At 46.1% G+C, this 13,276-nt stretch carries 11 protein-coding genes; 4 read left to right on the top strand and 7 right to left on the bottom strand.

Annotated elements, in window-relative coordinates; genetic code table 11:
- Positions 1-2: 2 nt before the first annotated feature.
- On the bottom strand, positions 3-1,400 hold the full coding sequence (locus tag IE163_RS15680) for an ATP-binding protein (RefSeq protein WP_189433944.1): 1,398 nt from the start codon (positions 1,398-1,400) through the stop codon (positions 3-5).
- Positions 1,397-2,107, bottom strand: a complete 711-nt coding sequence (locus tag IE163_RS15675; protein ID WP_189433943.1) for a response regulator transcription factor — start codon at positions 2,105-2,107, stop codon at positions 1,397-1,399. Before IE163_RS15675 ends, IE163_RS15680 begins: the two co-directional genes overlap by 4 nt.
- Before the next feature lie 144 nt (positions 2,108-2,251).
- On the opposite strand from IE163_RS15675, the gene IE163_RS15670 reads away from it, so the two are divergent.
- Positions 2,252-2,734, top strand: coding sequence for a Spy/CpxP family protein refolding chaperone (locus tag IE163_RS15670; RefSeq protein ID WP_189433942.1), 483 nt, complete (start codon positions 2,252-2,254; stop codon positions 2,732-2,734).
- Between the two features lie 22 nt (positions 2,735-2,756).
- On the opposite strand, the gene glnG is transcribed toward IE163_RS15670, so the two are convergent.
- The 4 genes from glnG to glnA form a co-directional block, all read right to left on the bottom strand.
- Complete coding sequence (gene glnG / locus IE163_RS15665; RefSeq protein ID WP_189433941.1) at positions 2,757-4,169, bottom strand: nitrogen regulation protein NR(I); 1,413 nt, start codon at positions 4,167-4,169, stop codon at positions 2,757-2,759.
- Positions 4,166-5,230, bottom strand: coding sequence for a nitrogen regulation protein NR(II) (gene glnL / locus IE163_RS15660; RefSeq protein ID WP_189433940.1), 1,065 nt, complete (start codon positions 5,228-5,230; stop codon positions 4,166-4,168). Before glnL ends, glnG begins: the two co-directional genes overlap by 4 nt.
- 78 nt (positions 5,231-5,308) lie before the next feature.
- On the bottom strand, positions 5,309-5,833 hold the full coding sequence (locus IE163_RS15655; RefSeq protein ID WP_189433939.1) for a DUF4124 domain-containing protein: 525 nt from the start codon (positions 5,831-5,833) through the stop codon (positions 5,309-5,311).
- Between the two features lie 157 nt (positions 5,834-5,990).
- Positions 5,991-7,400, bottom strand: coding sequence for a glutamate--ammonia ligase (gene glnA, locus IE163_RS15650; protein ID WP_189433938.1), 1,410 nt, complete (start codon positions 7,398-7,400; stop codon positions 5,991-5,993).
- A gap of 348 nt (positions 7,401-7,748) precedes the next feature.
- Between glnA and typA the strand changes: the two genes are divergently transcribed.
- Positions 7,749-9,578: a translational GTPase TypA gene (gene typA / locus IE163_RS15645; protein ID WP_189433937.1), complete on the top strand. Its 1,830-nt coding sequence runs from the start codon at positions 7,749-7,751 to the stop codon at positions 9,576-9,578.
- A gap of 87 nt (positions 9,579-9,665) precedes the next feature.
- Here typA and IE163_RS15640 read toward each other — a convergent pair whose 3' ends face one another.
- Entirely contained in the window at positions 9,666-10,904 is a 1,239-nt protein-coding gene (locus tag IE163_RS15640; protein WP_189433936.1) for a DUF819 family protein, read from the bottom strand.
- Positions 10,905-11,206: 302 nt separating this feature from the next.
- On the opposite strand from IE163_RS15640, the gene IE163_RS15635 reads away from it, so the two are divergent.
- Both IE163_RS15635 and IE163_RS17855 read left to right on the top strand, forming a co-directional pair.
- Positions 11,207-11,497, top strand: coding sequence for a high-potential iron-sulfur protein (locus tag IE163_RS15635; protein WP_189433935.1), 291 nt, complete (start codon positions 11,207-11,209; stop codon positions 11,495-11,497).
- Positions 11,498-12,060: 563 nt separating this feature from the next.
- Positions 12,061-13,276: Ig-like domain-containing protein (locus IE163_RS17855; RefSeq protein WP_229833604.1), on the top strand; the 1,216-nt coding region annotated here is incomplete at its 3' end.

The following is a 13,276-nucleotide window of genomic DNA, read 5'->3' as shown; positions in this document are numbered from 1 at the left end:
GTTCAGTGTAGTGGCTCTGGTTGTGTGTAAAATGACAGTGATGGCAGTGGAAGTGTAACATTGACTTGAAGTCCACCGCCAGTAGGTAAAATGGCAACTACCTCTCCCTGATGCTGTCGAATTATTTGCGCTACTATAGCCAGACCTAAACCGGTACCTCCGGTGCTACCAGTGCGACTGTCACTTACCCGATAAAACGGCAGAAAAACATTATCCAGTAGCGTAGTGGGAATGCCCGGACCATAGTCGCGAATACTAAGGCAGAGCGCCTGTTGGTGCACCATAATGATGCATTCGATTTTGCTATTAGCTGGGCTGTATTTTAAGGCATTGCGTAAAATATTTTCGATAGCTCTGCCCAGTAAGCGGCTATCAGCTTCCAGCCATACTTGTCTTGGTGCCTGTAAAGTAATGCGCTGGCCTCTGGTGTCTGCGTCTAATTGATTGATGCTGATCACCTCTTCAGTTAGAGCGACAAGATCACAAGCATGTAGCTCTAACTGGTATTGACCAGCATCAAGACGGCTATAAGTTAATAGTTCGTCTAACATTAAATCGAGTCGTTCTAACTCGTTTTTGAGTCTGGGCAATTGCTGCAGGTCTTGCTGGCGCTCTGTTAAGCCAAGAGCCAGTTGTGCTCGAGCTAGTGGCGACCTTAGCTCGTGTGAAATATCACGCATCAAGCGCTGCTGGTTTTGTAGCAGGGCACTAATGCGTTCGGCCATAGTATTAAAGCTACGGCCCAGTTGCCCCAACTCGTCTTTACGCCGCGCTAAGTTAGGCACTCTGCTATCCAATTTACCTGCGGCAAACAGCAGGTTTTGTTGCACCAGTTCACGTAATGGTCTGGAAATCGAAATAGCCAGGATAAAACTCGCTGTGGCAGAGGTAAGTAGTAGCAATAGTATTAAGATGGGCTCTGACAAGCTACTTAAGCGCCACCAGGGTTGGGCTGGACGTTGTCGTTGCTGATAGAGTGCGAGTTGCTCGCCAGCAATAGCCAGCATAAAAGGTCCTGCCAGATGGCTATTATTATGACGCAGTAACCGGGGCCTGTTGAGCTGGTTTAGCTCAATTAGCCAGTTTTTATTAAAATTTCTGGGTAGCACATCGGGGGTTAGCAGAGTGTTTTGTTGCACATCAATCACTACCCAGCGGGAGTTTTCTGGGTGCTTTAGCCGCACTAGTAGCTGTGATACGGAAGTACTTTGGCTCAGTTGATTCACCTCTTGCTGAATTTGTGCCACTAGAGGCGGCGGCAAGCGGCGAATTTCGGTATCTTCAATTAATTGTCGACTTAGCAATAGTGTTAAGGTAACGGTAAGTAATAATACCAGCCAAAACCCAATGAAGATGCGACCGGCCAGTGAGTTAACTGGGTTTAGCCAATGTAACTTCATGCCTCTGTCCCGGTTAAAAACAAATACCCACTACCACGCAGTGTCTGGATTTTTTCTATTGGACTAAATACCCCTAACTTTTTACGGATATTACTAATGTGCATATCTAAACTACGGTCATACATTTGTAAACGGCGGCCAAGCACGCTTTTACTAAGTTCTTCTTTACTAAGTACTTCACCGGCGCGTCGCATTAATAACTCCAGTAACTGAAATTCAGTTGCGGTAAGAGTCACTAAATTGCCGCAACAGTTTACCTGGCGATTTTGTGTATTGAGTTCGACTTCGTTAACTTTCAATAAAGTCACCGTCTGTTGTGGTTCTTGCTGTGCCAGTTCAACCCGCCGTAGGATCGCTTTAATGCGCGCCACTAACTCTCGGGGATTAAAGGGTTTCGCCAGATAATCATCTGCACCTAGCTCCAAGCCAAGAATACGGTCAATGTCATCACCACGAGCCGTCAACATTAACACTGGGCAGTAGGCACCAGAACGCAGAGCTTTTAATACTGAAAGACCGTCCAGTCTTGGTAGCATAACATCTAATAAGATCAGATCTGCTCCTGCACTTGCCACCCGCTCTAAACCGGTCTGGCCATCGTGTACCGCTTCAAAAGTAAAGCCATCGAGCGCCAGATATTCTGAAACTAGCTGACAAAGTTCAGTATCGTCATCAATCATAAGAATTTTTGGCGGGGTATCTGGCATGCTACTTTCCTCATTATTACCTAATTTAAGTGTACGCTGTCCGTTTTTAGCTGTCAGGCTCTTTACAGAATCTTTACCTGCTCTTTGCGTTGCTTTGCATTGGCGGCGTTAAGCTGTAAGTGTCAAAACAGCGGAGAGCAGACGATGAAAGCGAAAACCTTACTAATTACTTTAAGTACCCTGATTGCATTGAGCGGTGTTGCTGTAGCAGATGAAATGAAACATGAACGCAAATTCAAAGCGCACGAGCAGCATAACCCAGCTTATATGCATAAAAAAATCTTTAGTCGATTAGATCTAACCTCTGAGCAGCGTACCGCAATCAAAGAGCTAATGGTCGCGCAACGGCAAAATCGGCCGGAGCGCGCCGCAGAGTCGAGAGATCGACAGGCATGGCAAGCACTGATGGATGCGCCACAGTTTGATATGACGAGTGCTCGTGAACTGTTGGAGAAAAAACAAGCCAGACAACTAGAGCGGCAATTGCAAGCTATGCAATTGCAGCATCAGATCCGGCAGCTGCTGACAGATGAGCAGCGGCAGCAACTCGACAGTCAACGCGGTAAGGCGCGGTTTGAGCGCACCAAGGAAGAGCGGCGAGTCAAACCGCAAAATGCGGATAGCTGATGCACTTTGCCAAGATCTGGGGCTAATCGACCCCGAGCTCTTTTAGTTTACGCGTTAATGTATTGCGGCCCCAACCGAGTTTGCGGGCCGCTTCTTGTTTATGACCATGGGTATAGCGTAACGCTTGCTCTAACACCACCTTCTCAAACGCAGGTGCCGCTTCAGCTAGAATATTATCTTCACCCGCTGCTAGCCGTTCATCCACCCATATGGCTAATAAAGATTGCCAATTACCATTAAAGGCGTCGGCAGGAATGTTGCTGATCACTTTAGTAGGTTGGGATAACTCAGGCGGCATATCCGCCACCACAATGTGTTTGCCACTAGCCATGACGGTGAGCCAGCGGCAGGTATTCTCCAATTGCCGGACGTTACCGGGCCAATCTAGTTGGGTGAGAAATTGCTCCGCTTCTTTACTTAGCGTTTTAGCCTCCACATTTAACTCAGTAGCCGCTTGGATTAAGAAATGCCTCGCTAATTTCGCAATGTCCTGACGGCGATCTTTTAACGTTGGTAAATGCACCCGAATAACATTAAGGCGATGAAATAAATCCTCGCGAAACTTGCCCTCTTGCGATAGCTGCTCAAGGTTCTGATGGGTTGCGGCAATAATTCGCACATCTACACTTACGGCCTGGTGGCCACCGACACGATAAAACTGGCCGTCGGCCAAAACTCTGAGTAGGCGGGTTTGCACATCAAGCGGCATATCGCCAATTTCATCTAAAAATAGTGTGCCGCCATCCGCTTGTTCAAAACGACCTTTGCGCAGTGTATTAGCACCGGTAAAGGCGCCCTTTTCATGACCAAAGAGTTCAGACTCAATCAAATCCTTAGGAATTGCCGCCATGTTTAACGCTATAAAGGGTTGCTCAGAGCGAGGACTATGTTTATGTAAAGCGCGTGCAACTAACTCTTTACCGGTACCAGACTGACCATTAATTAGCACACTGATGCTTGAGCGGGCTAAACGACCTATAGCCCTAAATACCTCCTGCATCGCGGGTGCTTCACCAATAATCTCCGGGTTAAGCGCTTGAGGTGCGGGTTGATGTTTTGCCAGCTGATTCTTACTGTGCTCTAACGCACGGCTGATCAGCGACACTGCGTCGTTAACGTCGAAGGGCTTTGGGAGGTATTCAAAGGCTCCCCGTTTAAAGGCATTGACGGCACTATCTAAATCCGAATGTGCGGTCATAATAATGACGGGTAAGTCAGGGCTAAGTTGCTGTAGTTTGGTTAACAATGCCATACCATCCGTACCTGGCATCCTAATATCCGATACGACTACAGCGGGTTGCTCATACTCTAATCGTTGTAACATCAGATCGGCTGAGGCAAAGCTCTCACATTGGATATCGGTTCGGCTAAGGGCTTTTTCCAGCACCCAGCGGATCGAATTGTCATCATCAATTATCCAGACAAATTGGTTCATAGATCTTCCTCACAGTCGGAAATTGGCAGATAAATCATAAAGGCAGTGTGACCTGGCCAGCTTTCACAATCAATCCAACCGCGTTGTTGGTGAATTAAAGTCTGTGCAATAGACAATCCCAAACCTGTGCCACCGGCTTTGCCGCTGACCATCGGATAAAATAAGGTATCTCGAATTGCGGTGGGGATCCCAGGGCCGTTATCAATCACCTTGATGCAAGCAACAAGTTTGTATCTTTTACCATGCAAGGTATGTTGATGCAGAATGCGACTTTGCAAACAAATCTGGCCACCATTGATCAGCGCTTGCTGCGCGTTGCGTACTATATTTAACAGTGCTTGTTCTAGTAATTCGGGATCAAACAGAAAAACTGGGATGCTCGGATCGTAATCACGCTGAAAATAGATTTGTGCCGGGTTGTCCATTTGCGCCAATTGTAAAACTTGCTCTGCCACTTGATGTAGATTACTGAGAAGTAATTGTGGTGGGCGGTAGGGCCCAAGGAGCCGGTCAACCAAATTTCGCAAGCGGTCAGCTTGAGCAATAATGAGCTGCGTATATTCTTTTTGCTCGTCATCTAAAGACTCTTCTAACAACTGCGCTGCGCCACGTAGTCCACCCAAAGGGTTTTTAATTTCGTGTGCTAAGCCGCGGATCAGCTCACGGGCAGCTAGATGCTGGTGTTGCTGAAGGCTTTCCATACTGATTTTGCGCTGCTGATCGACCTGGCGTAGTTCCAGTAGTAATTGTGCAGGCTGTTGTTCTACTACTACGGTAACAGCAATATCCATCAATAAATGCCTGCCATCGACCAGAACCGCTTGGACGTCACTAACACTGAAGGCCTGGCGACTCTCTAAGGCATTGTGTAAATGGCTGGCTTTTAAATCCAGATGTTGAAATAGACCAGGGAAATATTGTTGGCTAAGACGTTTCTCTCCCAATCCCAACACGGCACAACTGGCAGTATTAAAATAGCAAACCTTTAACTGTTGATTTAATAACAGCACTGCCGTGGTCAACTGATCAACTAAGGTATTGCTAAATGAGTCCTGTGGCATAACCTTTCCTCTTGCACCAAATTGGTGCAAAAAAAAGAAAGTGTATCGTGGCGCTCGCCAGAATTCACTTGCTATGCACTAATTTGGTCTAATTAAGCTGGCTCTATGTAAATAGAAGGTAGTTATTGGACTTGTTGCAATTAGCTTGCCGTTTTGATCAAGTAGTTCAAGTTGAATGTTATGCTCGCCCCGATCAATATCACGCAACACGAAGGTCGCACTGTTTTGTGGTTCGCCTTGAGGAAGACCATTCAGTAAAAGCCGCACTCTAAAGCCACGTTGAAAGCGAGGGGTTATCCGGCCTGAAATATAAACTGACCCTGTGTTATCACGGACTGTACCTTGATTTTCTGGTTGCATAATCTCAACTTGATAGGCTTCAGGTGGAGCGGCTTTTTTTTCGGGGAAGCGAACCTCAGTGGCTTCCATTAGGTTTGGACGCACAGTAAAACTGACTTCTTCAGCACCAGGTGCCGGAGTATCTGAAAAAATGAGAACACCGTTGGCGTCTCGACTAACGTAAATCTTTTTTTCCTGCGCCGTGGCTGGTGCTGGCATTAAAAATAACACTAGTAATATTAATAACAGCCAGAACGATCTCATCAGCTAGTCAATCCTCAATTAGGTCATCCTGACATTTTCTTAACTTTAGCTGGTAATTATCAAACTTTCTACAAAAAAAGCTCACCGAAGTGAGCTTTTGTTTTTAGTATAAAAGTATTATTTGTCTAGGTATTGTGATTCACAAAACGCACTCGAGTTAGACGCTATAGTATAGCTCAAACTCTAATGGATGAACGGCCATTGACACTTTACGCGCCTCTGCACGTTTAATGGCAATATAGGCATCAATCATACCATCTGACATTACGCCGCCCTTGGTGAAAATAGCGCGGTTTTTCTCAAGCTCATTTAACGCTTCATCAAGAGACGTGGCTACCTGAGGGATACCGGCAGCTTCTTCTGCTGGCAGATCGTACAAGTCTTTGTCCATGGCATCGCCAGGGTGGATCTTGTTCTGAATACCATCAATACCCGCCATTAACTGGGCAGTGAAAGCCAAGTACGGGTTCGCTGCTGGATCCGGGAAGCGGCACTCGATACGACGCGCTTTAGCGCTTGGCACCAATGGGATACGGATAGAGGCAGAGCGGTTACGGGCAGAGTAAGCCAGCATTACCGGTGCTTCAAAGTGCGGTACTAAACGCTTGTATGAGTTAGTTGATGGGTTAGTAAAGGCGTTTAAGGCTTTCGCATGCTTAATAATACCGCCGATATAGTACAGAGCCAGTTCTGATAAACCCGCATACTTATCACCAGCAAACAGGTTTACACCATCTTTGGCCAGTGACTGGTGGCAGTGCATACCTGAGCCGTTATCGCCAACCAAAGGTTTTGGCATAAAGGTTACGGTTTTGCCATACATATGGGCTACGTTATGAATAACGTATTTCATTTGCTGAATTTCATCGGCTTTTTTGGTTAGGGTATTAAAGCGGGTCGCAATTTCGTTTTGACCGGCAGTAGCAACCTCATGGTGGTGCGCTTCCACTACCTGGCCCATTTCTTCCAGTACCATACACATGGCGCTACGGATATCGTGGCCTGAATCTACTGGTGGTAATGGGAAGTAACCGCCTTTCACGCCAGGACGGTGACCTTTGTTACCTTCTTCATACGAGGTGCCAGAGTTCCAAGCGGCTTCAGTTGAATTTAACTTGAAGAATGAGCCTGACATGTCGGTATGGAACCGCACATCGTCAAACATAAAGAATTCTGGCTCTGGGCCAAACAATACCGTGTCGGCAATGCCGGTTGATTTTAAGTATTCTTCTGCGCGTTTAGCGATAGAACGTGGATCGCGATCGTAACCTTGCATAGTGCTCGGCTCGATAACATCACAGGTAATATTTAACGTTGTTTCTTCGAAGAATGGATCTAGTACTGCGCTTGATGCGTCTGGTAGTAAGATCATGTCGGAATCGTTGATGCCTTTCCAGCCAGTAATAGAAGAACCGTCGAACATTTTACCGTCTTCGAAGGTATCTTCAGAGATTTGGCTAACAGGTACACTCACGTGCTGCTCTTTACCTTTTGTATCAGTAAAGCGTAAATCAACAAACTTCACATCGTTTTCTTTGATAAGTTTAAGAACGTTTTCTACAGACATGCATTCCTCCAAGTGACCCAATTTGAGCATTTATCCGGTTGGTTGCCCTATTAAATGCGAGTTATATGCCAACATGTTAAGTTGTTGTAATTTATGGTTTTGTGTTTTTTCTTTCCTTGTTAATATGTGGCTGTGCATCATTTTGGTGCATCGCTGCATCTAAATGGTGCTTGGTGCGATGGTACTGAGTGTAGCGCAAAAGGTTGCTGTTGAAAAAAAAACTGCAAAAGGTTGCACGGAATTTTTCTTTCGCTGAAAAAAAAGAGTAGAATATGCGCCCTTTAGTTTTAAAATCGCGTTAGCCTGGTGGTCATTATGGTCATCTAGTGCCACAGAGGAAACATTTACATGAGCGTCACTGCTTCATCTTTAGACAAACTGCGTAATATCGCAATCATTGCCCACGTTGACCACGGCAAAACAACCATGGTTGATAGACTATTACAACAATCTGGTACTTTTGACTCGCGTGCCAAGCTGCAAGAGCGGGTAATGGACTCGAATGCCCAAGAGTCTGAGCGGGGTATTACTATCCTGGCGAAGAATACGTCAGTGCGTTGGAATGGCTATCAGATCAACATTCTGGACACCCCTGGTCACGCCGACTTTGGTGGTGAAGTAGAGCGGGTATTGTCTATGGCTGACTCGGTGCTGCTATTAGTTGATGCCGTGGAAGGCCCTATGCCGCAAACGCGTTTTGTAACTCAAAAAGCGTTTTCTCACGGTTTAAAGCCTATTGTTGTTATCAATAAAGTAGACAAGCCAGGTGCGCGGGTTAACTGGGTTATCGATCAGGTGTTCGATTTATTCGACAACTTAGGTGCTACTGACGAGCAATTAGACTTCCCTATCGTTTATGCGTCAGGCTTAAATGGTTGGGCTTCGTTAGAAGCTGATGTGAAAAAAGACGATATCAGCGACTTATTTAAAGCGATTGTTGACTATGTAGCGCCTCCTACAGTTGAAGTGGATGGCGAAACTCAGTTACAGGTATCGCAACTGGATTACTCAAGCTATTTAGGCATTATCGGTATTGGTCGTATTAAGCGCGGCTCACTAAAAGCTAACCAGCAAGTAACCATTATTGGTGCTGACGGCAGCAAGCGGAATGGTAAAGTAGGTCAGGTATTTGGTTACCTGGGCTTAGAGCGTATTGAAACACCAGAAGCCTCCGCCGGTGATATCGTCGCTTTCACTGGCTTAGGTGAGCTGAAGATCTCTGATACTATCTGTTCAACGACGAAAGTAGAAGCCTTACCGGCACTGCAAGTAGATGAGCCAACAGTTACCATGACCTTCCAAGTTAATACCTCACCGTTCGCCGGTAAAGAAGGTAAGTTTGTTACTTCACGTCAGATTTTAGAGCGTTTAACTAACGAGCTGAAACACAACGTAGCGCTACGCGTGCAAGAAACCGAAGATGGTGACAAGTTCAAAGTATCTGGCCGTGGTGAATTACACTTAGGCGTATTAATTGAAAATATGCGTCGTGAAGGTTTTGAATTAGCCGTTTCTCGTCCAGAAGTGATCATGAAAGTGGTCGATGGCGTGAAAATGGAGCCGCTGGAAAACGTCACTATTGACGTTGAAGAGCAGCATCAAGGTGCCATCATGGAAAAGATGGGCGAGCGTAAAGCCGAAATGACCGATATGCAGCCAGATGGTAAAGGTCGTATCCGTATGGACTTCTTAATGCCAAGCCGTGGTTTAATTGGTTTCCGTACTGAGTTTATGACCTTAACTTCAGGTACAGGCTTGATGTACAACAGCTTCTCACATTATGGTGATCATAAAGGTGGTACTATCGGCCAACGTACTAATGGCGTATTAATTTCCAATGCCATGGGTAAAGCTGCCGGTTACGCGATCTTCTCTTTGCAAGAGCGCGGCCGCATGTTTATCGGTCATGCCGAAGAAGTGTATGAAGGCCAGGTTATCGGTATTCACAGCCGTAGTAACGACTTAACCGTTAACTGCTTAAAAGGTAAACAACTGACTAACGTTCGTGCCTCTGGTACTGATGAAGCGATTAACCTGGTGCCGCCAATTCGTTATACTCTTGAGCAAGCCTTAGAGTTTATTGATGATGACGAGCTGGTAGAAGTAACACCTAAGTCTATTCGTATTCGTAAGCGTCATTTAACAGAAAACGATCGTAAGCGCGCCAGTCGCGGTTAAGATCAGTCACTGTTAAAAGCGAGTCATCAAAACCCCCGGTCATGGTACCGGGGTTTTTGTTTGTGAATGACTAGGATAATCTCTTACTCAGGGAGCAACTTGCTGTAAGAAAATGCCGCAGAGCCAGGCACCATAGGTACCAACGCCGTAACCTAGTACCGCCAGCAAAACACCAACAGGCGCCAATGCCGGGTTAAAAGCGGCTGCGACCACAGGCGCAGAAGCGGCACCGCCAACATTTGCCTGGCTGGCTACCGCCATATAAAACAACGGTGCTTTAATCAGCTTAGCCACAAACAACATCAAGCCAGCATGAAAGGCCATCCAAACAATACCTACCACAAACATTAGCGGATAATCCAGAATAGCAGCCACATCCATTTGTAAGCCGATAGTGGCCACCAGGATATATAGAAACAGCGTGCCTACTTTAGAGGCGCCCACTGCTTCCAGCTTATGGGCGCGGGTAGTGGATAAGATTAAACCTAGCGTGGTTGCCACTACCACTAGCCAAAAGAATTTGCTGGTAAGGCTATACAAGGCTAACTGAGGTGCTTCACGTTCAATCCAGGGGGAAATCAGATCCGCAAGCAGATGCGAAAAGCCAGTAACTCCGAAGGCAACAGCAATAATCAGCATCAAGTCTGTAAGTTGCGGAATGCGGGCATGCTCGGCCTGATACTGAGCAACTTTTTCTTGTAAATGGCGAATTGCCCGGGTATCCGCCCCGGTTTTCTTATCAAAATAATCGGCTCGGCTGGCCATTAATAGTAGTACCGCCATCCAAATATTGGCGACTATCACATCGACTGTAATCATTACCGAGAAGATACTGCCATCTACCTCAAAGACTTCTTTCATCGCTGCCTGATTAGCACCTCCGCCAATCCAACTGCCGGCAATGGTAGTCATACCGCGCCAGATATCACCACCTAAGGCGTCAGGGTAAAGTGTACCCAACATCAATAGCGCTAAAGGTCCGCCAATCACAATACCTAAAGTACCGGTAAAAAACATAATTAACGCTTTAGGGCCTAAACCTAAGATCGCCTTAAAATCAACACTGAGTGTTAACAATACCAGGCTTGCCGGTAGTAAGTAGCGTGATGCCATTTTATAAAGTGCAGAGTTCTCGCCATCAATAATGCCAAAGCTGTTAAAGAGTGACGGGATAAAGTAGCAAAGTAGCAGAGCAGGGACATAGCGGTAAAAGGCTTTACAGTAACGGTGTTGGCTTTGGCTGGTATAAAACACCAGGCCAAGTATCACAGCCAATATGCCCAGTACTACGGCATCGTTGGTAATGAGTGCGGCATTATTCTGCATAATAATTACAAGCTTTAATTAAAATATAAGAATAAAGATACCGCAGTATTCACCTGGCTGACTAGTGACTTTGGTTAAAGCAACGAAAAAAAAGCATCAGCAACCAGCAGTAAACAGACTAGTGCGACATTTTGTCGCACCAGCTCTGCAGCAATACGGAGCTATTTAGCGTACACTGGAGACGCCTGAGTGTAGTTTAGTCAGTCGCGATAGTCGCACAGATAAAACTAAACTTGATGCTTATCAAATCCGCAACGACTGATCTTAAGTATTATAAATGGCAACAATGCAGGAGATACACAATGAATAATATAAATAGACGTAGTTTTTTTAAGATTTCTGCCGGTGCAGTAATAGGGTTAACCGCTGGTGGTATCAGCTTACGCGCTTTTGCCGCCGAGCAAATTAAGCTGGACGATCCTTTGGCTGCCGCCATGAAATACACCCATAAATCAGAGAAAGAAGGCCAAAATTGCGCTAACTGTAATCTGATCCAAGGTGAAGATGGTCAGGAATGGCGTCCATGCGCAATCTTCCCAGGTAAGTTAGTTGCCTCTGAAGGATGGTGTGCGGCCTGGGTGAAGAAAGTTTAAGGCTGTTGTTATTTCTGCTTAGAGCATCAGTATCCTATGCTGCTGCTCTATTTTACTGTCTATCACTAGCATTTTTAGCGGGCAAGCTTTGGACACTATCAATGTGCATTAGCCACATCGCCCAGAAATCATTGCGCATCAATATCGCTGTACAATCAAAAAAGTAAAATCACTCATCAAGGCTATAGGCTGGGCGAAACTAACTTAGCAGCATTTACAATACCAAGTGTATCAAGGTAATTGGGTTTGTTGTATGAATAGTGCGCAAAGGCTGTACCGGCTTTTGTTCCTGTATTTGTATATTTAGCCTTGACAGCGGCAAAACTATAGTCATTCTTAAGTTTAATGAAAATATTGATTAAATGAATGATGTCGTTGTGCTGTCGGGTTGTGAATTACCAGCGTAGAGAGCTGACCGACATCCTGTGATATCTAACCATTTCTGTTTTTCTGCTCAGGCAGATGGAATAATTAATAGCTGTTGCTCAAACAAGGATTGCATCATGAGTGCCCGCCCTAAAAACTCAATATTTAACACTTCGCTCAAACTCCTGTATCCTGCTATGTTGTTGGTTTTGTCGCTGGCCAGTGCGGCGGCAAAGGCTGAATCGGCTGGTTGTGCTGCTGTGAATGCGCATTGGGATAACAGAGCTGTGTCAACTAGCTGGGTGGCTGAGTTTACTTCCTATTCTGCAGCTGATTTTTTAGCGAGCGATACAATTGTATTTTCTATTTTTGGTACCGCTGCGGCTAGTGGCGACTTTGAGTTCGGAATAGGGTGGGACTTAGCCGCTGAGCAAGAGTATGCATATCATTGGAGTTTCAATCAAAGTTGGGTGACTGGTGGTCCAGCGACACAGATCACTGGGGCTCAGATTCTTGCTAATGGTCCACTGCAGATATCTGCTCAACTGACACTGGTACCCAATACACTTTTTGTTGACATAACCTGTACCAGCGCAGCTCCTGCGAATAACGCTCCCACCGATATCTCTCTGTCTGCCAATACTCTGAACCAAAGTGCTGCTGCGAATACTGTAGTCGGCACTTTAAGTTCTACCGATGCTGATGGTGGTGATAGCCATACCTATACTCTGGTTGCTGGAGCAGGCAGCACGGACAATGCCTTATTCAATATCAGCGGTAATCAGCTCAGAGCCACAAACCCCGCTGCTATTGCCGCAGGTAACCGCTCTGTCAGGGTCCGCACCACAGACAGTGGTAGTGGTAACCTCACTTTCGAGAAAGTATTTACCATCGTTGTGACAGATAATGTAGCGCCTACTGTGACTATAGTGGTGGCTGACACTGCATTACGTATAGGTGAAACATCTTTGGTTACCTTCACTTTTAGTGAAGCGGTGACAGGGTTTACCAATGCAGACCTGACGATTGCTAACGGTACTTTAAGCCCTGTTAGCAGTAGCGACGGCGGTATTACCTGGACCGCGACGTTGACGCCGGGTAGCAACATTACTGACGCTACTAATGTGATCACGCTGAACAACGCTGGCGTCAGTGACTTGGCAGGCAATGCCGGCACAGGCACAACCAATTCCAACAATTATGCCATTGATACACAGCGTCCGACCGCCAGTATCGTAGTTGCTGATACCGCTCTGGCCATTGGTGAAACTTCGCTGGTGACGATTACCTTTAACGAAGCGGTAACCGGTTTTACCCTGGCTGACTTGACTGTTGCAAATGGTGCTTTAAGTGGTTTGAGCAGTAGCGACGGCGGCATCACCTGGACTGCAACATTGACGCCGGGTAGCAATA

It is taken from the genome of Alishewanella longhuensis (genome assembly GCF_014653435.1).
GTDB classification, from domain to species: domain Bacteria; phylum Pseudomonadota; class Gammaproteobacteria; order Enterobacterales; family Alteromonadaceae; genus Alishewanella; species Alishewanella longhuensis.
This window is presented reverse-complemented; position numbering and strand designations above follow the sequence as displayed.

Excerpts from the sequence above, each read along its gene's own strand:
- IE163_RS15680 (WP_189433944.1), bottom strand. The coding sequence starts at position 1,400 with ATGAAGTTACATTGGCTAAACCCAGTTAACTCACTGGCCGGTCGCATC.
- IE163_RS15675 (WP_189433943.1), bottom strand. The coding sequence starts at position 2,107 with ATGCCAGATACCCCGCCAAAAATTCTTATGATTGATGACGATACTGAA.
- IE163_RS15670 (WP_189433942.1), top strand. The coding sequence starts at position 2,252 with ATGAAAGCGAAAACCTTACTAATTACTTTAAGTACCCTGATTGCATTG.
- glnG (WP_189433941.1), bottom strand. The coding sequence starts at position 4,169 with ATGAACCAATTTGTCTGGATAATTGATGATGACAATTCGATCCGCTGG.
- glnL (WP_189433940.1), bottom strand. The coding sequence starts at position 5,230 with ATGCCACAGGACTCATTTAGCAATACCTTAGTTGATCAGTTGACCACG.
- IE163_RS15655 (WP_189433939.1), bottom strand. The coding sequence starts at position 5,833 with ATGAGATCGTTCTGGCTGTTATTAATATTACTAGTGTTATTTTTAATG.
- glnA (WP_189433938.1), bottom strand. The coding sequence starts at position 7,400 with ATGTCTGTAGAAAACGTTCTTAAACTTATCAAAGAAAACGATGTGAAG.
- typA (WP_189433937.1), top strand. The coding sequence starts at position 7,749 with ATGAGCGTCACTGCTTCATCTTTAGACAAACTGCGTAATATCGCAATC.
- IE163_RS15640 (WP_189433936.1), bottom strand. The coding sequence starts at position 10,904 with ATGCAGAATAATGCCGCACTCATTACCAACGATGCCGTAGTACTGGGC.
- IE163_RS15635 (WP_189433935.1), top strand. The coding sequence starts at position 11,207 with ATGAATAATATAAATAGACGTAGTTTTTTTAAGATTTCTGCCGGTGCA.